This window comes from Endozoicomonas gorgoniicola, assembly GCF_025562715.2.
GTDB lineage: Bacteria > Pseudomonadota > Gammaproteobacteria > Pseudomonadales > Endozoicomonadaceae > Endozoicomonas_A > Endozoicomonas_A gorgoniicola.
Genome location: NZ_JAPFCC010000001.1, coordinates 2,309,783 through 2,334,630, shown reverse-complemented (window position 1 = coordinate 2,334,630; position 24,848 = coordinate 2,309,783). Strand labels below are relative to the sequence as shown.

At 47.5% G+C, this 24,848-nt stretch carries 23 protein-coding genes and 4 tRNA genes; 15 read left to right on the top strand and 12 right to left on the bottom strand.

Going from position 1 to position 24,848, the window contains the following annotated elements; translation table 11 throughout:
• Window positions 1-6: 6 nt before the first annotated feature.
• The 4 genes from NX722_RS10685 to NX722_RS10670 form a co-directional block, all read right to left on the bottom strand.
• The gene (locus NX722_RS10685) at window positions 7-594 is read right to left on the bottom strand and encodes an efflux RND transporter periplasmic adaptor subunit (protein ID WP_262568640.1); all 588 of its coding nucleotides are present in this window, start codon (window positions 592-594) and stop codon (window positions 7-9) included.
• A gap of 36 nt (window positions 595-630) precedes the next feature.
• Entirely contained in the window at window positions 631-1,083 is a 453-nt protein-coding gene (locus tag NX722_RS10680) for an IS1 family transposase (RefSeq protein ID WP_262566540.1), read from the bottom strand.
• Between the two features lie 16 nt (window positions 1,084-1,099).
• Entirely contained in the window at window positions 1,100-1,393 is a 294-nt protein-coding gene (locus NX722_RS10675) for an IS1-like element transposase (protein WP_262566541.1), read from the bottom strand.
• A 641-nt stretch (window positions 1,394-2,034) separates the two neighbouring features.
• Window positions 2,035-2,469 carry a YheU family protein gene (locus tag NX722_RS10670; RefSeq protein ID WP_262567958.1) on the bottom strand — a complete coding sequence of 145 codons (435 nt, stop codon included), beginning with the start codon at window positions 2,467-2,469 and terminating at the stop codon, window positions 2,035-2,037.
• Between the two features lie 288 nt (window positions 2,470-2,757).
• Here NX722_RS10670 and NX722_RS10665 point away from each other — a divergent pair, with 288 nt between their 5' ends.
• Window positions 2,758-4,113 (top strand): hypothetical protein, encoded by a 1,356-nt coding sequence (locus NX722_RS10665; RefSeq protein ID WP_262567957.1) that lies wholly within the window; start codon window positions 2,758-2,760, stop codon window positions 4,111-4,113.
• Window positions 4,114-4,161: 48 nt separating this feature from the next.
• Here the strand turns inward: NX722_RS10665 and NX722_RS10660 are convergent, their stop codons facing one another.
• Window positions 4,162-4,275 carry a hypothetical protein gene (locus NX722_RS10660; RefSeq protein ID WP_262567956.1) on the bottom strand — a complete coding sequence of 38 codons (114 nt, stop codon included), beginning with the start codon at window positions 4,273-4,275 and terminating at the stop codon, window positions 4,162-4,164.
• A gap of 205 nt (window positions 4,276-4,480) precedes the next feature.
• On the opposite strand from NX722_RS10660, the gene miaE reads away from it, so the two are divergent.
• Window positions 4,481-5,113 (top strand): tRNA-(ms[2]io[6]A)-hydroxylase, encoded by a 633-nt coding sequence (gene miaE, locus NX722_RS10655; protein ID WP_262567955.1) that lies wholly within the window; start codon window positions 4,481-4,483, stop codon window positions 5,111-5,113.
• Between the two features lie 84 nt (window positions 5,114-5,197).
• Complete coding sequence (locus NX722_RS10650) at window positions 5,198-5,557, top strand: hypothetical protein (RefSeq protein ID WP_262567954.1); 360 nt, start codon at window positions 5,198-5,200, stop codon at window positions 5,555-5,557.
• A gap of 62 nt (window positions 5,558-5,619) precedes the next feature.
• Here the strand turns inward: NX722_RS10650 and NX722_RS10645 are convergent, their stop codons facing one another.
• The 3 genes from NX722_RS10645 to NX722_RS10635 form a co-directional block, all read right to left on the bottom strand.
• A complete protein-coding gene (locus NX722_RS10645) occupies window positions 5,620-6,339 on the bottom strand; it encodes a UDP-2,3-diacylglucosamine diphosphatase (RefSeq protein ID WP_262567953.1) in 720 nt (239 codons plus the stop codon).
• Window positions 6,340-6,831, bottom strand: a complete 492-nt coding sequence (locus NX722_RS10640) for a peptidylprolyl isomerase (protein WP_262567952.1) — start codon at window positions 6,829-6,831, stop codon at window positions 6,340-6,342.
• A 128-nt stretch (window positions 6,832-6,959) separates the two neighbouring features.
• Window positions 6,960-7,937, bottom strand: coding sequence for a hypothetical protein (locus NX722_RS10635; RefSeq protein WP_262567951.1), 978 nt, complete (start codon window positions 7,935-7,937; stop codon window positions 6,960-6,962).
• Window positions 7,938-8,181: 244 nt separating this feature from the next.
• Between NX722_RS10635 and NX722_RS10630 the strand changes: the two genes are divergently transcribed.
• The 5 genes from NX722_RS10630 (at window position 8,182) to NX722_RS28685 (ending at window position 14,734) form a co-directional block, all read left to right on the top strand.
• Window positions 8,182-9,852 (top strand): glutamine--tRNA ligase/YqeY domain fusion protein, encoded by a 1,671-nt coding sequence (locus NX722_RS10630; protein ID WP_262567950.1) that lies wholly within the window; start codon window positions 8,182-8,184, stop codon window positions 9,850-9,852.
• Between the two features lie 88 nt (window positions 9,853-9,940).
• A complete protein-coding gene (gene cysS, locus NX722_RS10625; protein ID WP_262567949.1) occupies window positions 9,941-11,323 on the top strand; it encodes a cysteine--tRNA ligase in 1,383 nt (460 codons plus the stop codon).
• Between the two features lie 241 nt (window positions 11,324-11,564).
• On the top strand, window positions 11,565-12,515 hold the full coding sequence (locus NX722_RS10620; protein ID WP_262567948.1) for a hypothetical protein: 951 nt from the start codon (window positions 11,565-11,567) through the stop codon (window positions 12,513-12,515).
• Window positions 12,516-12,741: 226 nt separating this feature from the next.
• On the top strand, window positions 12,742-14,466 hold the full coding sequence (locus NX722_RS10615) for a hypothetical protein (protein WP_262567947.1): 1,725 nt from the start codon (window positions 12,742-12,744) through the stop codon (window positions 14,464-14,466).
• A gap of 4 nt (window positions 14,467-14,470) precedes the next feature.
• Window positions 14,471-14,734, top strand: a complete 264-nt coding sequence (locus NX722_RS28685; RefSeq protein WP_322740974.1) for a hypothetical protein — start codon at window positions 14,471-14,473, stop codon at window positions 14,732-14,734.
• 89 nt (window positions 14,735-14,823) lie between these two features.
• On the opposite strand, the gene NX722_RS10605 is transcribed toward NX722_RS28685, so the two are convergent.
• Entirely contained in the window at window positions 14,824-15,912 is a 1,089-nt protein-coding gene (locus NX722_RS10605; RefSeq protein WP_262567946.1) for a hypothetical protein, read from the bottom strand.
• Window positions 15,913-16,185: 273 nt separating this feature from the next.
• Window positions 16,186-17,040: a bifunctional methylenetetrahydrofolate dehydrogenase/methenyltetrahydrofolate cyclohydrolase FolD gene (gene folD / locus NX722_RS10600; RefSeq protein ID WP_262567945.1), complete on the bottom strand. Its 855-nt coding sequence runs from the start codon at window positions 17,038-17,040 to the stop codon at window positions 16,186-16,188.
• 372 nt (window positions 17,041-17,412) lie between these two features.
• On the opposite strand from folD, the gene NX722_RS10595 reads away from it, so the two are divergent.
• The 7 genes from NX722_RS10595 to clpX all read left to right on the top strand — a co-directional run bounded on the left by NX722_RS10595 (window position 17,413) and on the right by clpX (window position 22,023).
• Window positions 17,413-17,489 (top strand) — tRNA-Pro (locus tag NX722_RS10595).
• A gap of 72 nt (window positions 17,490-17,561) precedes the next feature.
• Window positions 17,562-17,638 (top strand) — tRNA-Arg (locus tag NX722_RS10590).
• 38 nt (window positions 17,639-17,676) lie between these two features.
• Window positions 17,677-17,752, top strand: a tRNA-His gene (locus NX722_RS10585).
• A gap of 99 nt (window positions 17,753-17,851) precedes the next feature.
• Window positions 17,852-17,936, top strand: a tRNA-Leu gene (locus tag NX722_RS10580).
• A gap of 267 nt (window positions 17,937-18,203) precedes the next feature.
• On the top strand, window positions 18,204-19,574 hold the full coding sequence (gene tig, locus NX722_RS10575; protein ID WP_262567944.1) for a trigger factor: 1,371 nt from the start codon (window positions 18,204-18,206) through the stop codon (window positions 19,572-19,574).
• A gap of 233 nt (window positions 19,575-19,807) precedes the next feature.
• Entirely contained in the window at window positions 19,808-20,443 is a 636-nt protein-coding gene (clpP, locus tag NX722_RS10570) for an ATP-dependent Clp endopeptidase proteolytic subunit ClpP (RefSeq protein WP_262567943.1), read from the top strand.
• Between the two features lie 269 nt (window positions 20,444-20,712).
• Window positions 20,713-22,023 (top strand): ATP-dependent protease ATP-binding subunit ClpX, encoded by a 1,311-nt coding sequence (gene clpX, locus NX722_RS10565; protein WP_262567942.1) that lies wholly within the window; start codon window positions 20,713-20,715, stop codon window positions 22,021-22,023.
• Between the two features lie 82 nt (window positions 22,024-22,105).
• Here clpX and NX722_RS10560 read toward each other — a convergent pair whose 3' ends face one another.
• Complete coding sequence (locus NX722_RS10560) at window positions 22,106-23,065, bottom strand: BtrH N-terminal domain-containing protein (protein WP_262567941.1); 960 nt, start codon at window positions 23,063-23,065, stop codon at window positions 22,106-22,108.
• Window positions 23,066-23,284: 219 nt separating this feature from the next.
• On the bottom strand, window positions 23,285-24,652 hold the full coding sequence (gene dcuC / locus NX722_RS10555) for an anaerobic C4-dicarboxylate transporter DcuC (protein ID WP_262567940.1): 1,368 nt from the start codon (window positions 24,650-24,652) through the stop codon (window positions 23,285-23,287).
• Window positions 24,653-24,848 lie beyond the last annotated feature (196 nt).

Below are 24,848 nucleotides of genomic sequence, written 5' to 3'. Positions count from 1 at the left end.
CGTGGCTTACTCCTGCTCAACATTTACATTGATGCGGGCATCCACAGTAAAACCTGAGCGTAACAGGCCGTCACTATTGTTAACAATAATGTCAATAGGGTAACTGTTTTTGCTGGCTTCTGGCTTAATACCTACGCGCAAAATTTCACCCGTAAATGTCTTTGAGGGCAAAGCTTCTGCGTAGATAGTTACAGATTGCCCGGGATGAATCCTGTTGATGTGGTTTTCAGTAACATAAACGACAGCTTCAAGCTTATTGAAATTTTCCAGGCGATACAGTGTTTGCCCTTTTTGCACCCAGTCGCCTTTTTCGATCAGCTTTTCCGTCACCCAGTAATCAGCTTCAGGCATGATGATGGTTCTTTGCAGGTCGAGCTGTGCGTCCTCAAAGGCCAGTTCTTGCAGATCAACAGTGAAAGCACTGATCTGGTATTCAGCTTCAGCGTTGTCTAACTGCTCCTGTGACAGACTGTTTTTAGCTTTCAGTTTCCGGTATCGCTCGACCCGGGCTCGTTTGGCTTTCATGTCGGCTTTGCTCAAAGCCAGGTTGGCTTTGGCCTTTGCCAGCATCAACAGGTAATCCTCACTGTCGATCTGGACTAATGATTTATTGGTAGTGGGGCAAACCTGTTATATTTCATGGATGTCAATGCCAAATTCGATTTTGTTGATCAACAGGCCAATAACAATATCGTGCATTTGTTCTAACTTTGAAAAGCATATTGTCTTTCTGGCCAGACGCTTAATCCAAGTTCTAAAATTCAGGTTTTTACGTTCAATTTTCTGAGTATTTTCTTTTCCAATGATGTGTCTGCTTTCGTCGAGATTACGTTCATAGGCTCCCCAATCATCAGTATAAAATTTCTTGATACCAAATGGTTCAAGAAGCTCTTTTAGTTTTTTGAAAACCTCATCCTTTCGTTTCCCAAAAACGTAAGCCAAAACAGTATTGGTCGCATGATCAACTGCATGCCAAAGCCAACGCTGGTTACTTTTTTCAAACACATACGACCACTGTTCATCTATCTCGGCCTCTTGGCAGGCGCGGCCTACGTGAATCACAGCACCCGTTCCAAGATCCATTTTCTGAATATTTGGATTAACTTGAACTAAGCCTTTCTCTTTTTTTTAATGTGTTTATTACTGTTTTTTTATTGATTCCCAAAACCCTGCTTGTATCCCTGATGCCGCCACCATTAATTGCCATATCGACGACTTTTTCTTTAACGCCTGGCTCATAAGCTTTATACCGGTACTCAAGCATAAAGGACTTGGTTTCACATTCAGCATTACAGCAAAAGTAGCGAGGAACATTATGAACACTGTAACCAAAGCTTTTAACATCATTACCGCCACATTTCGGGCAGTGAACTGGTGTGGAGCACATTTTCATATCGCACCATGACAAATACGGCATACGCCGTATTTTAGCAAACAACTACAAAATATCAGGTTTACCCCACTACCGATTTATTTTCAGAGACCTGCTCACCCCGGTCATAACCGAGACTGGTAATAACACCATCAATTTCTGAAACAACGGTCAGGGAGTCGTGACTCTTTAAGCTGCCCAAAAGGCTTAGTTCCTCGCTGGCAGAAAGATGTAAACACTGACTTAATAGCAACAGTATTAAAGATAAGCGGTACATAAGATCCCCCCTTCACTTATGCAGCAAGCCCTATGAATTAATAGATATTCGATTCCATATGGGCAGTCGCCAATGATAATAAATATTTTTTAAAAGAAACAGTTTATGAAAATGTCATGATGGTTCGTTCAATCTTGAGAGGTTCCAGAGGTGCATGGCTTTTCCTGATTACCACTGAACGTCCGCCAGTTTCAGAAGCCGTTCAGTACAGGCTCTATAGCATGACGTAGCTTCAGTGGTAATCAGGACGGAACTTCGCTCTGGGCAGCAGACCAGCTTTACCTGAACTATCACGAAGGATGGTATGGTTAAATGACTTTTCAGCCGGTTAGGCAATACCCACAGGGCATAAAGGCGACGTGAGGAGTCATAGCCGTATTTATGCCTAATGTTGAAGCATAATAATCTGTCCCACTGTAGTTGGATCAAAGCCTACTGTATGAACATTGACCCCCCCACCATCGCCAGGACTATAACCAATAATTAAACTAGACGCATCCTGGAGAAATTGAATAAAGTCGTTTGGGGCAGCATCGAAAAAAATCATGATTTCAGAAACAAAACTATTAGCAAGCTGTGGCGCCAGATTATATGCTGCCAATGCAGCATATAGCTTAACTGTCATTAGTTCATCTGAACCTGAATCTGAGGCAGAGAGAGGGCAGGTTATTAGAATTAAACTTATAACAATCGAAGATAATTTTACTTTCGACACTTGCAAGTCTCGTCGTTTGGAGTGTGTTGACAGTATAGGCATAACAAACTCTTCTAACAGATTACGAAGGGTTTCCTTGTTAATCATGCCAAATGGAACAATCATCCTTGCCTCGGTTTTATGTTTAAGCAGAAATTTTGAAATAACCGACTATGATAACTAGTTCCAAAAACAAAGAAACGAATGCTTATGAGACTATTTGTCAAAAGTTTGCTTTGTACTTTGCTGTTTCTGGCTATATCCATCAGGGCTTATTCTGAAGCTGAAGACGATGTTTCATACTTTCCAGTGGTATCACTGGGAACGGATTTAACTCTTCAGTTGAGCCAGAGCAGTCCGCATCTTGAAGTCAAGAGTGACGGTCATATACGTTTCCAGTTAAAGGTTCCGGATTTGGGAGACGAATTTTTCAATCGTCATCGCCTGCAAATTAATGTTCCCTATCTCGTCAATGGTTACAGGCATAACCATTACATTGAAGTAAGAAGGGCTGGTAGGTTTTTTGTCGAAATTCCTTCTGAAGAACCCGCCGGAACACCTATCTATTTACATACCGGTGATCGTCGGTTTGCCAAATCCAAAGCTGAGTGGCTGATAACCCCAATAGTTCAGTTTTATCTGGTTCATCAAATGCTGAATTTTATTGGGAATCACGGTGATCTGAATAATTATCAATCTTCGATCGATTTTAAAAACGGAGGTTTTCTGCAGGGCGTGCAGGGATATATCATTCTGGATAGCAGCCTGCGCCTTGCACGTGATACCGCCGAGCATCTGGAGGTGTACTATCACCATAACCCCGGAGGCAGCAGTGCGAAGGTTTTCGCTACTTTTTCCGCAGGTGCATTCTTACTCGAAGATGTGCCAATAGACGCAGCACACTTTACTGCGCTGGCGATGCAGAAGAGTTTTATCTATTCGGTTGTAGCCGGGAGCTTCGTTGATACTTTGGATGAAAATCTGTGGGCGCCATATTTCTCAGAAAGTTGGTTTCCATCCCATGGTTCTGTCCGCAATTTTAAAAGTAAGCTGGCAAGCCAGTTTATCCGGGGTCCCGTGCTTTCTGCAGGGCTGTTACAACTTGATGCTGTTAAGGGAGGAGCTGTCTCCGTTCCTCCGGCAAAACGGCTTATTACTCATAAGCTGATGATAAAATCCTCTTCCGGGATACGCCAGTTTAATGAAATGCTCGGGCAGAGTATTGGAGGTGTTACCGGCCGGGCCATAGAGTGGATACCACTAAATGGTCTAACGGTTGCTCTTACCGGTGTGGATGGTCCTGAAGGTTCTCTTAAACAAACCTTTGTCAGTGAGTTTCAACAGCAGCTGGGCTCCCACTCTCATAAGCAGATCAGAGGGGTCAAAGACAGTTATTTGACAGGTAATAGCCAGTACATGACATTTCAGGTTCTTAATCAGGTATTTATGGATTTTTTGATAGGAACGGTGATGTATTTGGCTGCGGATGCTGTAGACATCAAGTTTAGGGGAAGCACAATGATTTCCCGTCGATTCGGAAAGGGGATTGGTCTTTCGTATGCAACAAAAACTCTGGGCAGCTGTGTCACAGAATGGGTGACTGGTTGCGCTACTGATTTTGTTCATGACTATGTCACTGATTTATCCCCGGAAGTAGCCTCTTATTTCAGAAGAGACTACGTTCTTGAAATTCATCATGGCCTGAGTCCGAAGGCTGAATCCGGAGCACAATCGGGCTCAATGTCACACGATGTTCATGATGAATTATAAAGTCAGCGGCCCCAGGTCGGTGACCAGAAAATACTTACCTCTGGATTCTCAGACGACATTCTTATCCCAGAGCGCTGTGCCATGACGGCGTTCTGTGGTTTCTCTCAGATAAGCAGGGCGAGGATCCTGCCCTAACTCGCCAGCCTTCATCCATGGTTTCATGAAAGATGAAATGCACTCAGATATGGGGAAACCATTCCAGCCCCCTGACCAGATTTTCCTGGTTGTATCACTCCCACCTGGTCAAACTGGAAGGATAAAGGTTCTTTGTTCACGAATCAGGTAAACTGGAATAACTTAAAACAGATAGTTATGAACCGGAAACGCCCTTCCATAGAAAAAATATAAATCGTACGAGTGTCCAATCATGTTAAGAGATGAGCTGTCTGCCCCACTGTCTGACCTGTTTCCGGAACTGGCTGCTTTTTTGTTGTGCAGAACGCCTGATGTCTGGGTAGACAAAGCTTTAGAACATCAGGATATCTTATTGATAGATCATGCAAACTGTGAAAAAAAAGCGGCTTCCACAGCACTGAATCTGATGTTCCGGTATGTTCACCATGAAGACCTGCTGCACAAAATGTCCCGGCTGGCGCGGGAAGAGTTACTGCATTTTGAGCAGGTGATGGCGTTGATGAAAAAGCGAACTATTCGCTACCGGCAGGTTTCAGCCTCACGCTATCCGGGGCTGATGCGTGAGCAGGTGCGTAAACACGAACCAGAGCAACTGGTGGATATTCTGATTTGTGGAGCGTTTATTGAAGCCCGCTCCTGCGAGCGTTTTCACAAGCTGGCTTTTCATGTGGATGATGAACTGGCAAAGTTTTACCGCTCCCTACTGCTGTCGGAGGGGCGACATTTTATGGATTACCTGACGCTGGCTGAAAGCATTGCTCAAACGGATATCTCAGACCGGATTGCGGTGTTTGCTGCTATTGACCGTAAGGCTGTTGAATCTGGCGACCAGCAGTTTCGTTTTCACAGCGGCAGGCCTGATTAAATAAAAAGGTTAAAAAATAGTTGGTTGAGTATTCTTTCATCAGTTCCTGCTATTCTGTAAACCCTAAGCCTGCAGGAGTACAATATGAGCGCAACAGCTAAAGCATCGAACAGCGAGTCTGATCATCAACTCAATACTTTAACCGATATAGTCAGAGTGGTTGGGGAGACGCGTTCTGATGTTAAGGTTATTGATAGGAAAGTAGATCGACTTGAGCAAAAAATAGACCAACAAAGCTCTGAAATTTCTGAACTGAAAACGGATGTTTCCGGGCTTAAAAAAGATGTTTCCAAGCTTAAAACAGATGTTTCCGAGCTTAAAACAGATGTTTCCAAGCTTAAAACAGATGTTTCCGAGCTTAAAACAGATGTTTCCGAGCTGAAAGCTGATAACGTAGAAATCAAAGACACCTTAAAGCTCATTCTGTCCAGACTCCCCAGCTAACGACAACTGTCAAATACTTTTAGTTAGCCCCCACCGGCTCAGTCGTCTGTAGGGGCAGGAAATCAAAGACTGAAACGTTGCTGGTGTAAATCGCTGTCGCCAGGTAGCACCCAGCCACACTTATCCCAGTCGCCCAGTACAATGCGTTGTCCAGTGCCGGTGGATAATGTTACAGCGTGAGTATCGGGGCGATGGGTATGACCATGAATCAGGGTTTTTACCCCGTATTGCTCCATGACCCTCACCACTTCATCACGGTTCACATCCATGATTTCAAGGCTTTTGCCGGACTTTGCCTTTTGGCTGTTGGCGCGAATTCTGGCAGCGAGCTTCTTGCGGTAGCTCAGTGGCAGAAGCCGTAGAAAGCCTAAAACCAGAGGGTGACGAATACGCTTACGGTATTTCTGGTATTGTTCATCATCCGTACATAGCAGGTCGCCGTGCATCAGCAGGACTTTCTCACCGTTTAGTTCAATGGTGCAGGGGTCTTGTAACCACTGGGCGCGGGTTTGCTTCAGGAAGCCACGTCCCACTGCAAAATCACGGTTGCCGGGCATAAAGAAGAGTTGATGACCTGCGTCGGTGTAGTGCCTGAGCTTATCTGCGATTTCCTGGTGGAAAGGCTCCATGGCATCGTCTCCCACCCAGTACTCGAAAAAATCTCCAAGAATGTAAAGGGTGGCGGCTTTCGGAGCCTGTTCATCCATAAAGCGCAAAAACGCCCGGGCTATGTCCGGGCGCTCGGGTGTCAGGTGCAGGTCGGAAATGAACTGCGCCTGCATTTACACCAGTTCCGCAGACTCGATCACCACGTCCTCAACCGGTACGTCCTGATGACCAGCCCGGAAAGTGGTTTTCGCGCCCTTGATCTTGTCAACGACTCCGGTACCTTCAGTGACCTTGCCAAATACGCAGTAGCCCCAGCCGTCCTGTGTTTTGCCGGTGTGGTTCAGGAAGCCATTGTCGGCAACGTTGATGAAAAACTGGCTGGAAGCAGAATGTGGGTCCATGGTGCGAGCCATGGCAACGGTGTAACGGTCGTTCTTCAGGCCGTTGTCTGCTTCGTTTTCAATAGGAGCATTGGTAGACTTCTGAACCATGCCTGGCTCAAAACCACCACCCTGAATCATAAATCCGTCAATGATGCGATGAAAGATTGTGCCGTCGAAATGACCGCTCTTCACATATTCTTCGAAGTTTGCAGTCGTTTTAGGCGCTTTATCAGCGTCCAGTTCCAGCTTGATGTCGCCGAAATTGGTATGCAGTACAACCATGTGGTTACCGTCTGTTCAATGGATACTGTGCCCTGAGTGCTATAAGAATTCAGGGCAGGAGATCAAGGCATTTTAGGTGTTTCTGGCGTCAGTGTAAAAGGGAAGGGGCGATGGATGTATTTTTCGTATTAGCCGGGGGGGATGAGTATTATCTCTATAACTGAGTACTCACTGTAACCTTCTTCTTTGATTTTTCTTCCATTGGGCAAGAAACTGACGGTTCGGATATATCTTGAATCCAGCCTGAAGTTATTTCTGCCGGGCCTGGCAAATTTCACGTTGGTTCCTGATGAAAAACTCAGAGTGGCTGGAGCGCTCCAGGGTAGGTTCAGTGAACCTTTCAGGATTGCTTTGTAAGAACCTCCCGGGTAGGCAGTCTTGCCGTTTGTCCCATACAGGTTCAATGACATTTGTGAGCGACGCAGCCGGATTTCATCCCGATATTCTGAATCTTGTCTGCGGCTTTTTGGTAGGGCACCACGCAATGCATTTTTAGAGGCTTTCCATTGGATTGCCTCAAGAGCCATACCGTGTCTGCTGTAAATATCTAAATCTTCATCTTTGCGAAGAGTGAAATTGTACTTGACATTGCCAGTACCCGCTTTCTCACTGATGGGTTCAGAAAGCCCGCTTGTTTTAAATGGAATATAGGCTATCTGCCCGTTGCCTGTATCTTCAACTTTTATAACGCCATGAAATACCAGACCCTTCAGTGCATTTATCTTATAAGCGGCTTTCGGATCATTGAGGGTATCCCGATCTACGCAAAGCGATGAGCTTTTATTGGGGTAGGTTCTCAGGTAAGCGGCCAGGTTATATGTCAGGTAATCGGATTTTATAGAAGAAGGAGACTCAAAAGATTGGGGCTGTAAATTAAAGATGTCACAGTACGACTCTCCACAAACAAAAGTGTTTGTGGAGCCCGGGCAGTTTCTTTCGTAACTGAAGGTCTTTTGTAGTTGTATGGCTCTTTTTTGGCGTTCTATCAGGAGTAGACGGGCAGCATAGCTTTCCGCGCTTTCAGTTATTGGAGTAGCTTCAGCCAGCGAAACTGCAGAAGCAAGAACGGCCGCAGAAAACCTGCTGAGCTGACAGTGATTCTTCATAATGGTTTCTCATGGGGGCCAGGGCGATAACAAGCAGAATAGCAGTGATTCTTACGCTGACAATTTCTTAAGGCTTCTGAATTTGAGATTCCCGCAAGCTACAGGTTATCTGGTTGAACCATGAGTGATTATAATGGTAGTCTCGCACGTTTGAAAAAGTTTCATGAATTCGAGGTCTGTCTACCCGCGACGCTGCGAGAGCACTGTGGGTTGTCGGGCGTCACCCTCCAAGATACTGGTTGCAATGAGCACAACAGACAAACCGAGTAACTTTCTGGAGCAGATCATTGAAAAAGATCTGGCCGAAGGTGTAGTAACTTCTATCCATACACGTTTCCCACCAGAGCCTAATGGCTTTCTGCACGTGGGTCACGCGACTTCTATCTGTTTGAATTTTGGCCTGGCCGAGAAGTTCGGTGGCCAGTGTAACCTGCGTTTTGACGATACCAATCCTGAGAAGGAAGAGCAGAAGTACGTCGACAGCATCCGGGAAGATGTGAAATGGCTTGGCTTCCAGTGGAGTGGCGAGGTTCGTTATGCCTCCAGCTACTTCGACACGTTCTACGAATGGGCTGTTTACCTGATCAGGGAAGGCAAGGCCTACGTTGATCATCAGGATGCTGAATCCATGGCTCGCAACCGTGGTGACTTCAAAACGCCCGGGGTTGAAACGGCTGACCGGAAACGGTCGGTAGAAGAAAACCTGGCCGAATTTGAAAAGATGCGTGCCGGCGAGTACGAAGAAGGCAGTTGCAGCCTGCGCGCCAAAATCGACCTGCAACACCCGAATATGAATATGCGTGATCCGGTGCTGTACCGTATCCGCAAACAGAGCCATCATCAGACCGGTGATAAGTGGTGCATCTACCCAAGCTATGACTTTGCTCATGGTCAGGAAGATGCCATTGAGGGCGTTACCCACTCCATCTGTACGCTGGAGTTTCAGGACCACCGTCCGCTGTATGAATGGTTTATTGAAAACCTGCCGGTGCCGCACAAACCACGGCAGTATGAATTTGCCCGTACCAACCTGAACTACACCATTACTTCCAAGCGCAAGCTGAAGCGACTGGTAGATGAGAACATTGTTACCGGCTGGGAAGACCCGCGTATGCCAACGGTGTCCGGTATGCGTCGCCGTGGTTACACTCCGGCTTCCATTCGCAAGTTCTCCGATATGGTGGGTGTCAGCCGTACTGATGGTATTGCAGACATTTCCATGCTGGAACACGCGATCCGTGATGACCTTAACCAGAATGCCCCTCGCGGTATGGCGGTGCTGAATCCATTGAAAGTGGTCATTACCAACCTGCCGGAAGGCGAGGTACAGGAAATGACAGCACCCATGCATCCGAACAGGGAGATGGGCGAGCGTACCCTGCCATTCACCCGTGAGCTGTACATTGACCGCAGTGACTTTACCGAAGACACTACCTTGTCTCGCAAGAAGTTCAAGCGTCTGGTGAAGGGTGAGTATGTGCGTTTGCGCAGTGCTTACGTGATCAAAAACGATGACGTGATCAAGGATGAGAACGGTGAAATTGTTGAGATTCACTGTTCTTATGTACCGGGTACCGTGGGTGAAAATCCGCCGGAAGGTGTAAAGCCACGCGGTGTTATTCAGTGGGTATCTGCGAGCCACGGTAAACGGGTTGAGCTGCGACTGTACGATCGTCTGTTTAATCATCCGGCACCGGACAAGGGTGAAGAAGATTTTATTGCCCATATCAACCCGAACTCTCTGGAAGTGAAGCAGGCATGGGTTGAGCCGGGGCTGGCCAGTGCTGAGCCGGAACAGGGTTTCCAGTTTGAACGAGAAGGTTATTTTGTGGCGGATCGTTACGATCACAGCCCGGAACATCCGGTATTCAACCTGACGATTGGTCTGAAAGATACCTGGGCCAGTAAGGCCTGAGGATAGGGTGAACAGCAGCCTTCAGTCTGCTTTATCACTAGCTGAAGGCTCAGAAACTGCCTGAGAAAAGGGCAACAGGACATAGAAAGTGCTGCAGATTTATAACTCTCTGACTCGAAAGAAAGAGCCGTTTCAGCCTATCGACGAAAACCATGTACGCATGTACGTGTGTGGTATGACGGTGTATGACTTCTGTCATATTGGTCATGCCCGTACTGTGACCGCTTTTGATGTGGTAGCGCGGTATCTGCGTGCGAAAGGTTATAACCTGACCTATGTGCGCAATGTGACCGACATTGACGACAAGATTATCAAGCGTGCCATCGAGAGCAATGAAACCATCGATGTGCTGACTGATCGGATGATCGCTGCCATGCGGGAAGACTTTGCCCGTCTGGGCAACCTGCCACCGGATCAGGAGCCTCGCGCTACTGAGCATGTGCAGGGAATGATTGAGATGATCAGTGGTCTGATCGAAAAAGGTTTTGCCTACGCGCCGGGCAATGGCGATGTCTATTACCGGGTTCGCAAGTTTGAAGGTTATGGCAAGCTGTCCGGCAAGGTGCTGGAAGAGCTGGAAGCCGGTGCGCGTATTGATGTCGAAGAGAACAAGGAAGACCCGATGGACTTTGTACTCTGGAAAGGTGCCAAAGCAGGCGAGCCTTTCTGGGCATCTCCATGGGGTAATGGTCGTCCGGGCTGGCATATTGAGTGCTCGGTGATGGGCAAGTGCTGCCTGGGTGATACCTTCGATATTCACGGCGGTGGTTCTGACCTGAAGTTCCCCCATCATGAAAACGAAATTGCACAGTCTGAAGCGCATAATGATGCAACCTTTGTGAACACCTGGATGCATTCCGGTGCGATTCGCATCGACAATGTGAAAATGTCCAAGAGTCTGGGTAACTTTTTTACCATTCGTGAGGTACTGGAGCAGTTTCCGGATGAGGTGGTTCGCTACTTCCTGATCTCTTCGCACTATCGCAGCCCGGTGAATTACTCTCAGGAAAGCCTGAAAGAGGCGGCTGTCCGTCTTGAGCGCCTTTACACGGCTCTTAAAGGTCTGAAGCTGGAAGACGTCGAGGCACCGGCTGAATCTGAGTTCGAACAGCGTTTCTTTGCCGCGATGGACGATGACTTTAATACGCCGGTTGCCCTGGCGGTACTGTTTGACCTGGTGCGTGAGATGAACCGTGTTCGAGCAGAAAACGAGCAGAAGGCGTTGCCTCTGGCGGCGTTGCTGGTGAAGCTGGGTGGCATTCTGGGTATTGTTCAGGGGGATGCTGAGGCTTTTCTGAAGTCTGGCAGTGACCTGGATGAAGCATGGATTGAGGACATGATTCAGAAGCGTGCTGACGCAAAGAAAGCCCGCGACTTTGCCGAGTGTGACCGGATTCGGGATGAGCTGGCGGCTCAGGGGATAAGCCTGCAGGATGGTCCTCAGGGAACCACATGGCGTGTTGATCGCTGATTGACTGGCAAAGCCTTTTATCCAGAAAAACGCCTGGGGAGTGATCCTCAGGCGTTTTTTGTTTGGATGGTGGTATCCAACAGCTGACTTACACCACTCTCACATTCATTCGCAAAGTCCACTTTTTACTATGCACGGGGATTAGAGAAGGCTGACAATTTGCAAAAGCCTCCCAGTGGTCTAATTTTTTGCACTTGAGTAAAGAAGCTCTTTTTATGCACACTTTTTCAGGTGTTAACCAATGAAGTTTTTTAAACTAGCCATACAGTTCCTGCTGGCTCCCCTCTTTATGTCTATAGCCCTCACTGCACAGGCAGAAAAAAAAGACTTTTACAATCTTAAGGTGGGTGAAAAGACATTCGACGTAAAATCCGAAAGCTCCACTTCTGGAAACATTATGAGAACTGTCACAGAGACCCAACCCAGAGACCACGACGCCAATTCCATGGGCACCGCAGAACCTTTTATAGGCAGATCCAGAAATTTCATAGCAGGTCAAGTAGAATCGTCGACTTATTTTAGTAGAATAATTGCAGCAGCACGCAATGCCCAAGCCAATATAAACACACCTGAACACAGTATCGGCGAAGTGCATCATTACCCCCGCCACCCCGCCGGCGACCTGACAGAGAGATCAATAAGAAGGTACCTGAATTATGATTCTGGCAGCTTTATATTGTTGGTTCTTCCAGTAGGAGTCATTGATACTGGCAATATGCGTTTGCTTCTGAACGTCATAGATGGAACAGATAGAACCAGGTATGAGCCAATAGCAGCAGACAGTATGTTTTTGTTCATGAACCCCATAGATGAAACCAAGCCTCTTAATGCGTTGAACAATGGTGGGCATATACATGAATCCCCTGATAATCCCAATGAAATCAATATAACAGGAAACGTGGATGTAGAAATTGAACAGTCGCACGAGGGAGAGACGAGCATGGTATCACTGGAAGTAACCGTTGAAATCACTGCAGTCCTTGACCAGGGAACGGTTCGGCTTCAAAGCATTTCTTATCCGGGGGGGGTATCAGGCTCTGTAACAATTCCAAGCTTCACACTCACCTTACGTGGCGAAACGGAGCCTGCAGCAGAAGGTATCCCCACTGCCACTTTTGAACCCAGATCACCAATCGAACACCTGACCCAGCGTACAGTTTCTGGAATGCTTCCCACCGGATCTAACCCATAGAAAACACCAATACCAGAAATTCATTACTGCGCCCGTACAAAACGGTCGCAGCTTTTCATAAGGTTTAACTCGTAATGTGTACTGAAGTCTGAATCACGACCCGCAGTGCAGTTTGAACTTTTAACGGGCAGTTAAACTCTAAGAGGTTTGCTTGAAACTAACTGCCTTGCGCGACTGTTCTGCCCGCAACAGGTAAAAGACCAAAAAATAATAATGAGGTTAATCAGTGATTTACCATTCAGCAACAAACTTTGCCTCAGCACCTGCGGCACCTCCCGCTTTTAATGTGGCGGACGAAAAAGATCGGGCGAAACTGTATATTCCCCAAAAAGCGCCAGGGGATGAGCCAAAAAACATCAGTGACTTCAGAATCAGCCATAATATAGCCGCTGAGAAACAAGGCCCTGAAGCTGAAGTAACCCTGACTTTAAAAAATGGTATTAAAGTGCCTGATTACAGCAAAGACAGGGAATTCACAGGTCGACTAAAGTCAATGGAAATGGACAAGGCACTGAGGATTCGTGATTTAATTAAACAATATCCAGACGAATTCCCTATGCCTGGCATGGCTATAACCGCTGCTGCCATTAAAGAAAACATCCAGACAATAAAAGGGCAGGAGCAGCTCTTAGACGGTGAGTTGCAGTGTATTTTAAATATTGAACGGGAGCTTGATGAATTATCTCCAAACTACCCTTATAACCAGTCATTTGTTATCACCTATAAATATTTAATGTACATATCCCTGCTTTTTTTCAGGAAGCAGCTAACTGCTTCAGACACAAAGCTTGAATACGACATTAGCGATATTGATGGTCGCTTCGATTTGTACGATTTTTTTGATGATATTGGTCTGAAGATCATTAGTTTGTACAAACAGGATTGTCGGTTGACCGACCTGGAGTCTCTGCCGTGGTCATTACTACTGAAAGATCCCAACCTGTTTCATCAGGAATTGAAAAAAAATTACTATAGCATCATCTGGGATCATGTTGATTTAAAGTTGGACAATCCGGAAGTTAATGTTTTTCAACTGGGCGAGCCTTTAATTCCTTGTTCGGATTGTCTGGATGTAGAGGATCTGAACAGACTGTGGCCATTGCCTCTCTGGCTAGTCGCCACATCTTTTTCAGAAACAACGTCTGCTGATGGCTTTGATATGTACCCGGCCGCTTTTTTTGAACATGATGTTTTTCATTTCAAAGAAAAATTAAGAGTGGGTACCAGGGACATCGATCAACACAGAACATTATTAAAATGGATCAGGCAACTCTATAACCATAAGGCAGATATAAAAAGCGTAAACTTTTTAGCGATAGAACTGGTTCTTTTTGATGCCTTTCATGAAAGTGTTTTATTCACAAACTTTACCCTTGACAAGGGTGTTGAAGATTTTTTTGACAACATCCGTAAAACGGTGATGGAGGTGGGACCTGATGACTTGCCGGAAAAATACAAGGCAGTAACCCATCATGAGGTTAACGAGGCTGCTCGCTGGCTGGCAAGGTTACCGTTAAAAAACATTTCTGATAGTGAATTCCTCGAAACAATAAACGCTAATGAGCAAAATTTTGAAGCCATAGGGCGCAATCTTCGCGGATTACGTTTTAATACCGTAAAGCCAGAGCCCGCTTACATGAAAGAAATCATTGAGCAGGTTTCGTCCAATAAACGGCTGCTCGCAACACATGGCTTTAATGACCAGCGAATTGCTTCAGCGCTTCGGCTCTACAGGAAAGAGGCTGAGAGAAAGGATCTGGAAACGGACAGCCCGAACTGGGAAGTATGGTCTGGTAAAGCACTCGCAGATTTTCAACGGGAAGCGCAGTGGATTATGAACTACCTGAAAAATGCACATCTGCAGGGAGCCTGGCGATGCAGGGCTGCCTGTCAGGGGGTTAGAGAGGAGCACTCAGGCGGATCGTACAGGAGTGGCGTAGCGAACCTGTGAATGTATTCGCTACGCCGTGCGTGCGAAAGGTTATAACCTGACCTATGTGCGTAATGTGACCGACATTGACGACAAGATTATCAAGCGTGCCATCGAGAGCAATGAAACCATCGATGTGTTGACTGATCGGATGGATGAAGCATGGATTGAGGACATGATTCAGAAGCGTGCTGACGCCAAGAAAGCCCGCGACTTTGCCGAGTGTGACCGGATTCGGGATGAGCTGGCAGCTCAGGGGATCAGTTTGCAGGATGGACGTGGCGGGTAGAGCGTTAAACCTTACGATTAAACCATACGATTAAACCATACGAAGAGCTGCGCCCGTTTTGTACAGACGCAGCAAATGAATATTGGGTATTACTTGCCTGATAAGTTTGATATACCTGTGAATGGTGATCGGTTTTGATCGTCGGCTGGTGAGCGACCTGGTAGCTCAGGGAGAGATTCTTCCCCGGGTGGAATTGTGTTTACATCGACTTCATCCTCGCTCGTGGATGCTTCGTCTTCCTGGTCGGATTGTACTTGCTCATTGGCTGCAGTCGGCTCACCGTCATCCTGAATTTCCGGAATGCTGGAGTCTGAGTCAGGTTTCTGTTCATCATTATTCACTGTTACCTGGGCGTCATTTTCGCGTTCAAGGGCGGCCCTGTTTTCTTCCGCAAGTGTCGTATCGTCCACCGGTTCCTGTCTGACAAAGGTTAGTGAGAAAGGCTGCGAGGGAGTGTTTTCATTGCCTGCATGAGAAAGGCTTGAAAGATAAACACTTCCTTCATTGCTGGTTGCGATTCGGCCTTCTACTGGTATATACATTTGAGTTATCTTCTGCCCGCCTACTCCGTATGTTATCAGAGTTGCCTTTCCTGATACGGAGGTTCCACTTTCACTGAAGGAGAAATACATGAGGGGCAGATGAATAATTAGATCGTTTGTTTTAATCAATCCTGTTGGAAGAAGAAGCATGAAGTGATTCTGATGACCGGTTTGCGTAAGGCGTTTTATAAGCTCATCCGTTAGTTCAACGACATGGGGAGTGTACCACCGCCGTCTATCAGTATGCTCAGTAAACGGCTCCATGTTTGAATCATCTCGTGTGTCGAGACCTGATATATATGCGTTAAAAGTCTGCAAGCCCTGATGTATATTCAGAGTGCTGGGGCTAGGGTGAAGTCTGACCCTGCCTGTATACTTTTCAGAAGAATCCGTAGCGCTATTGCTTTCCGAATTACTATCGCCTTCCGAATTGCCGCTGTCGGTCTGATGCATGAGACGGGTCGTTGTCACAAGTCTCCTAATTTCTCCAACTTGATAGTCTTTGACTTCCACTTCCCATTTTTTTTGATCCATCTCAAGCTCGTAAAAGGTTTTTTTTCCTGCCTGTGCGGCGAGTGTCAGGGACATAAAGAGGAATGTCAGTAGACACTGTGTGGCTAATTTAAAGAACTGCACTGGTTAACACCTGAAAAAATTGTGAGTAAATAGGCTTCTTTGCTCAGATGCAAAAATCTAGACCACTGGGAGGCTTATGCAAATTGTCAGCCTTCTCTAATATCTGTGCATAGTAAAAAGTGGACTTTGTGAATGAATGTGAGAGTGGTGTAAGTCAGCTGTTGGGTAGCTTTGATAAGGTTGCGCAATAAGGTTGCGCAATTAAGGTTGCGCAGCGAACGTTGTTATATTCGCTGCAGCATCATTAATGAAATGGTCGGTGTTGTCTGTCAGTTAGTCGTGCAGGTGCTCAGCAGCATACAGTGTATTTTCCAGCAGTGTGGCAACGGTCATTGGACCTACGCCGCCCGGTACTGGAGTGATCCAGCCTGCACGCTGGCTGGCGGTATCAAATTCAATGTCTCCTACCAGTCGGCCATCATCCATGCGGTTGATGCCAATGTCGATCACGATCGCACCAGGCTTGATCCACTCGCCCTTGATGAGTCCCGGCTTACCAACACCCACCACAAGAATATCTGCCTGTGAGACCACGTTTTCCAGATTTTTGGTAAAGCGATGAGCGGTGGTGGTCGTACATCCTGCCAGCAGGAGTTCCATGGTCATCGGGCGGCCGACAATGTTGGATGCCCCGACAATGACGGCATTTTTACCGCGGATGGGTTCGCCGGTACTTTCCAGCAGTGTCATCACGCCTTTCGGGGTGCAGGGGCGCAATAACGGGATACGCTGTACCAGTCGACCAATGTTATAAGGGTGAAAGCCGTCCACGTCTTTATCGGGATGTATGCGTTCAATAACCAGGTCGGTGTTGATGTGTTCAGGCAGGGGAAGCTGGACAAGGATGCCGTCAATGGCAGGGTCATCATTCAGGCTGTCGATCAGGCTGAGCAGTTTGCTCTCAGAAGTGGAGGCGGGCAGGTCATGGGAGACGGAAAGGAAGCCTGCGTACTCACAATCTTTCCGTTTCTTGCCAACATACACTTTAGAGGCGGGATCGTCCCCTATCAGGATAACAGCCAGACCAGGGGCTCTCAGGCCTTGTCCGGTTCTGACCCTGACCCGTTCAGCAATACTGTCGGTCAGGGATTTGGCAATGGCTTTACCATCAATAGTTGTCGCGGTCATGTTCGTTATGTTTACCGGGTTTAGTCTTATCAGCAGACAAGTGCATTATTTTAACAGTGCCAGCCGGTGATAGGCATAGCTGTCCACAGAATAATTGTGGTTGTTTACAGCTAAACGACTGTGTTAGATTAGCGCCGTCTTCGCAGGCGTTCCTGCTCTATGAATGTTTAACTTCAGCTTATTAAGATGTTCTTGTTAGTCGGCAGCTATTAAATATTCTGTAAGCAGTGTCTGAGAAAAGGGCGTTGACGACAAGAGATGATCTGGGTAATATGCGCCGCATCACTGATGCAGCGACGACTTGTTTGTTAGAACGGTCAGTTGTTAAGCAGTTGAAGTTAAGCAGTTGAAGATGCTCTCAATAGAGTGTTTCGGGGTATAGCGCAGTCTGGTAGCGCGCCTGCTTTGGGAGCAGGATGTCGGGAGTTCGAATCTCTCTACCCCGACCATTTATTTCTTTTGAATGCTGAAAATGAGTATTGATTAAATCCTCTGCTTCGGTATTGTGAAGAGTAATTAGTGCGCCCGTAGCTCAGTTGGATAGAGCATCCGCCTTCTAAGCGGATGGTCGCAGGTTCGAATCCTGCCGGGTGCGCCATCTTTTCTTTTTATTTAAAAGTGATGGCAAGATTTGTGGTGGGCATAGCTCAGTTGGTAGAGCTCTGGATTGTGATTCCAGCGGTCGTGGGTTCGAGCCCCATTGTCCACCCCAGTTTTTTATCACAGAAGTAATCTGTGATGACAATCAGATGTGTATGTCTATCAGTATGCATCTGTACAAAGTTAGATAGCAGCGCAGTAAGTGCTCTATGCGGATGTGGTGGAATTGGTAGACACGCTGGTTTTAGGTACCAGTGCCGCAAGGCGTGAGAGTTCGAGTCTCTCCATCCGCACCAGTTGACTATACGGGGATAAGCTTGCTTATCCCCTTTTTTTGTATCGGAGAAATGCCCGGTTATCAGACGGGTGGCATGACTGCCGCTAGTCCGTTATTTCGCTATTGAAAGGCCTCAACAGGGAAATAGCGTGAGAGTGTAAAAGGTTGATCAGTGTCGGTGTTTGCGCTTCTTTTGTGCGCATCTGATGCATCGGTTACGGTCTTTTGCTAGTCTATGCCGCTTTATCGCAAGTTCGGTAATCAGGCTCAGTATTGAGGAACACAAATGCAAGTCTCCCTTGAAACGACTTCCGGTCTGGAACGTCGTCTGTCCATCGTCATTCCAGCTGAGAAAGTAGACGGTGAAGTCGCCAAGCGTCTGAATGATATGTCCCGCCGTGTGCGTCTGGACGGTTTCCGTCCGGGCAAGGTACCTGCCAAGGTAATGAAGCGCCGTTACGGTCTGGGTGCTCGTCAGGAAGTTCTGGGTGAGCAGATGCAGCAGGCATTTGTTGAAGCTGTGACTCAGGAAAAACTGAATCCGGCTGGCGCTCCTACTGTTGAGCCAAAGGCTGATGAAGAAGGCAAGGATTTCGAATTCGTTGCGACTTTCGAAGTTTATCCTGAAATCACTCTGGGTGACTTCGCATCCATCGAAGTTGAGCGTCCGGTTGCTGATGTTAAAGACGCTGACATCGATGAAATGGTTGAAACCCTGCGTAACCAGAGCAAGACTTTTGAAGACGTTGAGCGTGCGGCTGAAAGCGGTGACCAGATTGTATTCGATTACGTTGGCTCTTTTGCTTCCGGCGAGAAGGCTGGTGAAGAGTTTGACGGCGGTAAAGCTGAGAACTCTACCCTGGAACTGGGCTCTGGCCGCATGATTCCGGGCTTTGAAGATGGTCTGGTGGGTGTTTCCGCTGGTGAAGAGAAGACTCTGGAACTGACATTCCCTGAGGAATACCACTCTGAAGAGCTGAAGGGTCAGGCGGTTAAGTTTGCGTGCAAGGTACACAAAGTACAAGCTGCTGCTATGCCAGAACTGAACGATGAATTCTTCGCTCGCTTCGGTGTCACCGAAGGTGGTGAAGAAGCGTTCCGCGCTGAAGTTCGCAAGAACATGGAACGTGAACTGCGTCAGGCTGTAAAAGGCAAGGTGAAGAACCAGGTAATGGACGGTCTGCTGTCTACTAACGAGATCGACGTACCTTCTCCTCTGGTGGCTCAGGAAATCGACCGTATGCGCGAGCAGGCGGTTCAGCAGTTCGGTGGTGAGCAGGGCGGTTTCGATCCTAAGCAGCTGCCAGCTGAACTGTTTGAAGCAGATGCGAAGAAGCGTGTTGCTCTGGGTCTGATCGTAGGTGAAGTGGTTAAGCAGCGTGAAGTTAAGGTTGACGAGGACCGCGTTCGCGCCATGATCGAAGATATGGCTTCCGCTTACCAGGAGCCTCAGCAGGTCATCGACTGGTACTACAGCAACGAACAGCAGCTGTCTCAGGTTAAGTACGTAGTGTTGGAAGAGCAGGTGGTTGACACCGTTCTGGAAAGCGCCAAGGTATCTGAAGCTGAAGTTAGCTACCAGGACGCTATCAAACCAGCGGCTCCCGAAGCAGCACCAGAGTCAGCTGAAGAGCAGGAAACTGCTGAAGAAGCCTGATCACGGGCGGAGATTTAGGTAACGACCTGCGGTGGTCTGTAAAAAGCTTTTGAAACAGACCACCGGTTTGAGGCATTCTTAAATCAATACGGCGCTGTCCGGAAAACAAACATGGAGTTTTCAGTTCTGTTTTCTAAGGTTGTTGCGGTGATTGCCGTTTAAACTAAGACAGCGTTATGCGACCCGCAGCGCGGGTCGCTTTTCTTCGACTTGGCAAGGAGTTACGACAGGAAATGTCCAGACTGATTGAACCATCCTCCATGGCCATTACCAATTCTGGCCTGGTACCGATCGTTGTTGAGCAATCTGCCCGTGGCGAACGTTCATACGACATCTATTCACGTCTGCTCAAGGAACGGGTAATCTTCCTGGTAGGTCAGGTTGAAGACCATATGGCAAACCTGATTGTTGCCCAGATGCTGTTCCTTGAATCGGAAAATCCGGACAAGGATATCCATCTGTATATCAACTCGCCGGGCGGTTCCGTAACTGCTGGTATGTCCATTTACGACACCATGCAGTTTATCAAGTGTGATGTCTCAACCATGTGTATTGGTCAGGCCTGCAGCATGGGGTCTCTGCTTCTGACAGCGGGTGCCAAAGGCAAGCGTTTTGCGCTGCCACACTCCCGGGTCATGATTCACCAGCCATTGGGTGGTTTCCAGGGACAGGCGTCCGATATTGCGATCCATGCCCAGGAAATGATGACCATCAAGTCCAGGCTGAATCAGGTGCTGTCCAGCCACACGGGACAACCTCTGGAAGTGATTGAGCGAGATACTGACCGTGATAACTTCATGAGTGGTGAAGAAGCGGTTGAGTATGGTCTGATCGATAAAGTTCTGACCAACCGGGCTGCGGCTGAGTAAGTCGCGCCCCCTCTGGTTGGCAGTTTGTCCAGGCAACATAAAATCAGGCAGGCGTGTTACCTCAGGTGGCATGCCTGTTTTACGTTTAGACAGTCATGAACCGTAATGGTCATGAATGAACAGACCATTCGCCCGCTTTTCGGGCATTGGTGACCTAATGACAGTTGGAAGCTGTTTTTTACAGACTTTTCCATGCGGGGACTTGAAAAAGCACCATAATGCCTGCATCTTGTTCCTATTAGGTGCTGTTTCTACATCAGGGTAATCGAATGACCGACGAAACAAGCGGTAAGGGAGAGGACAACGGCAAGTTGCTGTACTGCTCTTTCTGCGGGAAAAGCCAGCATGAAGTGCGTAAGCTGATTGCCGGTCCATCCGTATTTATCTGTGACGAGTGCGTTGACTTGTGCAACGACATTATTCGGGAAGAGATTCAGGACAGTGATACCGAAACCTCTTCTGACAAGCTGCCGACACCTCGCGAAATCAAGGCGATTCTCGACGAGTATGTTATCGGTCAACCGCGGGCCAAGAAGGTGCTGTCGGTAGCTGTATACAACCACTACAAGCGCCTGCGCTTTGGTGATGATAAAGCCTCTGAAGGCAAAGACAAAAACAAGAACAGTGTAGAACTTGGCAAGAGCAACATCATGCTGCTGGGCCCAACCGGTAGTGGTAAAACGCTGCTGGCAGAAACACTGGCTCGCCTGCTCAACGTACCCTTCACCATGGCAGATGCCACGACACTGACTGAAGCGGGTTATGTGGGTGAAGACGTTGAAAATATTATTCAGAAGCTGCTGCAGAAATGCGATTACGATGTGGAAAAAGCCCAGATGGGTATTGTCTACATTGACGAGATCGACAAAATTTCCAGGAAATCTGACAACCCGTCCATCACCCGTGATGTGTCTGGTGAAGGCGTGCAGCAGGCCTTGCTGAAACTGATTGAAGGCACGGTCGCTTCTGTACCGCCACAGGGTGGGCGCAAGCATCCGCAACAGGAGTTCCTGCAGGTTGATACCTCGAATATCCTGTTTATCTGTGGCGGTGCCTTCGCTGGTCTCGACAAGGTCATCCGTGACCGTACCGACAAGACCAGTATTGGCTTCTCGGCGGAAGTGAAGAGCAAGGACGACAAGAAAGATCTGGGTGAAACCTTTAAAGAGGTTGAGCCGGAAGATCTGGTGAAGTTTGGTTTGATTCCGGAATTTATTGGCCGTCTGCCTGTAATTGCGACGCTGGAAGAACTGGATGAAGATGCCCTGGTGCAGATTCTGACCGAGCCGAAGAATGCCCTGACCAAGCAGTATCGCAAGCTGTTTGAGATGGAAAACGTGGACGTTGATTTCCGTGATGATGCCCTGCGTGCTGTCGCCAAGAAAGCGATGGAGCGCAAGACGGGTGCTCGTGGCCTTCGTTCTATTCTGGAAGGTGTACTGCTGGATACCATGTACGACATTCCTTCAGAAGATACTGTCTCCAAGGTGGTTATCGATGCATCTGTGATCGAGGGTAAATCAGAACCTCTGCTGATTTATGAGAACACAGAAGTCAAGGCGCTGCCTGATAACGGCTGATGCCTGGCTGCCCACATTTGTATAAGCTGAACACACGTTTTCTCTTTGAGTGAATGTGTGTTCAGCTTAATTCATGTTGCATCTATAGGTTGCCTGACATCTCTGCCGGAAAGCTATTTTTTAGGGGTTGCATCGGGTTCATATCCCCATTGTTGTCGCTTTTCAATCGATCAACGACGAACAGTAGTTTATGGAAATTTGCACCGGGCTCCTGATCCGATTGTCTGATGACTAACCGCCCGCAACTCTCAAGCTCCTTAAGCTTTTCCCATTCCAGCAAGCCGTGCTCAAGACAACCATCGATTTCGTGGTATCTGCAAGGCTGGTCACTTCCATAATCTTCGCAACTGACGGTTTCTGCCAGTTCTATGCATGGATCAGTTGTCGTCCAATCCATAGGTTCAGTATCCATCTTGTCAAAAAACGCTTCTTTGTTCTGGAAATCAGGTTCCGGTGGAAGTTTCAGAAGTTTGATAAAAGTCTCCCTGGCTCTTTTCTTCAGTACTGTGCAGGATGAGTCATAGAAAGCTCTGATGCCCCATGTTTTTATCTCACTTCCGTCATGTATGGTGAGGGTAGCCAGGGGATAGTTGTAACCAAGCACCACCACTGCGTGCTCATACCACTGTCTACTGTGCTCAGGGTCGCTGGAAGGCCTGTAGCCGTCACAATCGACCTGTATAAAGAGAATGACCGGTTTTCCTTCGTAAATTGCGCGATGAATACAAGACTCCATCTGCTCCAGGCTATCAAAACGGTAGGGTTTAGCCTCAAGGCCAAGTTTCCGGGCAATTGTTCTCAGTCGGTCGGGTGATGTAACTTCCCCCTGGCTTGACCCGCACTCTTTGGCAATACGCCTGACACTAAGTTCGACGTTGGGTGCTTTGTTTTTATACAGAGGATAATACTTGCCAGGTCGTAGCAGCTGCATACAGGTTCTTAGTGCAGCCAGTTTGCAAACCGGACCTTTTTGTTCGGTGTTTATGGGGTTGTAATTGAGTTTTGCCATTAGAGGGGAGTCGTAATTGACAGGCAGAGACATAAAAAAATCCTTTTGTAAGCAAATGTATTCCTTTTGGCCAAAGAAAAGCCAGAATCAGTCAATTGGTTTTTGATAATGTCTGATACTCTTGCGGGCAAAAACATTGACTCTGATAAACCCTGATAGTTCCCGGTCGCCGCTTCTCTTTTTTTTTAAACGACCATAAAAAAGGGTGCCTGTCCGACACCCTGGTTTTAATCAGCTTGAAGGCGATTGTGCTTAAGGCACCATAGGTACAAGGATAAACGTACCAATAATAACGGTTACCAATCCGCACAGAACGGGTACTGATGTGCGCTTTACAACCTCAAACGGACTGATTTTTCCCATACCGGATGTCGCTACAACAACCCCTGAAACCGGTGAAACCGTACGACCAAGGTTTGATGCCTGCAGCATGGGAATAATGAGGAAGGCAGGGCTCAGGCCCATCTTTGCTGCCAGAGAAGGTGCCAGCTCGACAAAGGCATAAAAAGGCGCATTACCGGAACCGGTGGCGATTGCGGCAGCAACCGTTAAAGTGGTCAAAATCAACATAAGGGCAACGCCGCCAGCACCAGCGATTTCGGCCAGGTGGAGCAGGTTGTCGATCGCACCAATGGACATCAGGCCCTGGGCAAATACACCGGCGGCAACCAGGAGCATGACAACGCCCTTGAAAGCCTCTGCCATACCCTGGTAACAAGACTCAAGGTCTTCCAGAACTTCTTTGCCTTTGAAGCCTTTGGTGACGAAATCCGTCAGGGCTCCTACAAAGATGGATAGTACAACGATGGTATAAATATCCAGTTCTAGCCCGGGGATAGTACGGCCGTTGAAAAGGAAAACGCCAATAATTGGCAGGAATGGCAGCAGAGCGTAGAAAGCCGGAGCCTTGACCTCAATGCTTGAAACATCCACACGTTCCATTGGGGAGTTGTCTTTTTTATCGAGATACTTATTCCAGAAGAAAGCTGCAGCCGCCATGACGATGATGGCGCATACAGAAACGGGCAGTACGGTTTGCACAGCGAAAACATCTAATGGCAGACCTGACTTTTCAGCAGCAATCACCACGTCACCAGAGGTTGGGGACAGAATGATGGCAGCGGGTGAGGCGCACACAGCTACAGCAGCCGGGCGGGAAATGCCCATTGCAGTCATCATGGGAAATAATGTTGCCATAAGAAGAACACCCAGGCCGGTTGCCGAGCTTACAGCTAAAGACATCAAACAGGCGACAATGTACGCTGCTACCAGAAGGGCATAAGGTGACTTGATGACGGAAAGCGGTCTGGAAAACTGCTTTACCACTACGTTGTTGGCACCGAGATGGGTCATGTAAGAGGCGAAGCCGCATAACAGCATGATCTGCATACCCAGTCCGCCGCCCCGATACTGGAGCATATACTTAACGTACTCAAGTGCATCCGTGAACAAATTGCCTGTTGAGGCTATTTTGGACGGTAAAACGTCGTGACCAAGCAGGCCTGTGATAATAAGAAGTAAGACACCCGTCGTTAAAAGAACTCCGGCAGGTCTGTAACCCTTAACAATAAAATAACCGACTGCAATTGTGACAATCAATCCTATGAACAGCTCAAGCATAGTACTGCCTTATATTGGTAAATCTATAGTAAAATCTTTATATATTCCTGATTAGAATTTACCCAAAACTATGCTTGTACGCTAGTACTAGTTATCTTTCTGATGACATAAAGCAATTAATAAGCCAATTTGTAAATCGGCTGTTCGGAAAAGGTTGACCTTGCTGAACCTGAACCACTTTAAAAAGCCATGGTCT

What these genes read in the sequence shown, in the direction of transcription:
- NX722_RS10645 (WP_262567953.1), bottom strand. Translation starts at nt 6,339, where the DNA reads ATGCAGGCGCAGTTCATTTCCGACCTGCACCTGACACCCGAGCGCCCG.
- NX722_RS10650 (WP_262567954.1), top strand. Translation starts at nt 5,198, where the DNA reads ATGAGCGCAACAGCTAAAGCATCGAACAGCGAGTCTGATCATCAACTC.
- tig (WP_262567944.1), top strand. Translation starts at nt 18,204, where the DNA reads ATGCAAGTCTCCCTTGAAACGACTTCCGGTCTGGAACGTCGTCTGTCC.
- miaE (WP_262567955.1), top strand. Translation starts at nt 4,481, where the DNA reads ATGTTAAGAGATGAGCTGTCTGCCCCACTGTCTGACCTGTTTCCGGAA.
- NX722_RS10675 (WP_262566541.1), bottom strand. Translation starts at nt 1,393, where the DNA reads ATGAAAATGTGCTCCACACCAGTTCACTGCCCGAAATGTGGCGGTAAT.
- NX722_RS10620 (WP_262567948.1), top strand. Translation starts at nt 11,565, where the DNA reads ATGAAGTTTTTTAAACTAGCCATACAGTTCCTGCTGGCTCCCCTCTTT.
- NX722_RS10670 (WP_262567958.1), bottom strand. Translation starts at nt 2,469, where the DNA reads ATGATTGTTCCATTTGGCATGATTAACAAGGAAACCCTTCGTAATCTG.
- folD (WP_262567945.1), bottom strand. Translation starts at nt 17,040, where the DNA reads ATGACCGCGACAACTATTGATGGTAAAGCCATTGCCAAATCCCTGACC.
- dcuC (WP_262567940.1), bottom strand. Translation starts at nt 24,652, where the DNA reads ATGCTTGAGCTGTTCATAGGATTGATTGTCACAATTGCAGTCGGTTAT.
- NX722_RS10560 (WP_262567941.1), bottom strand. Translation starts at nt 23,065, where the DNA reads ATGTCTCTGCCTGTCAATTACGACTCCCCTCTAATGGCAAAACTCAAT.
- NX722_RS10660 (WP_262567956.1), bottom strand. Translation starts at nt 4,275, where the DNA reads ATGAAACCATGGATGAAGGCTGGCGAGTTAGGGCAGGATCCTCGCCCT.
- clpX (WP_262567942.1), top strand. Translation starts at nt 20,713, where the DNA reads ATGACCGACGAAACAAGCGGTAAGGGAGAGGACAACGGCAAGTTGCTG.
- NX722_RS10640 (WP_262567952.1), bottom strand. Translation starts at nt 6,831, where the DNA reads ATGGTTGTACTGCATACCAATTTCGGCGACATCAAGCTGGAACTGGAC.
- clpP (WP_262567943.1), top strand. Translation starts at nt 19,808, where the DNA reads ATGTCCAGACTGATTGAACCATCCTCCATGGCCATTACCAATTCTGGC.
- NX722_RS10635 (WP_262567951.1), bottom strand. Translation starts at nt 7,937, where the DNA reads ATGAAGAATCACTGTCAGCTCAGCAGGTTTTCTGCGGCCGTTCTTGCT.
- NX722_RS10680 (WP_262566540.1), bottom strand. Translation starts at nt 1,083, where the DNA reads ATGGATCTTGGAACGGGTGCTGTGATTCACGTAGGCCGCGCCTGCCAA.
- NX722_RS10630 (WP_262567950.1), top strand. Translation starts at nt 8,182, where the DNA reads ATGAGCACAACAGACAAACCGAGTAACTTTCTGGAGCAGATCATTGAA.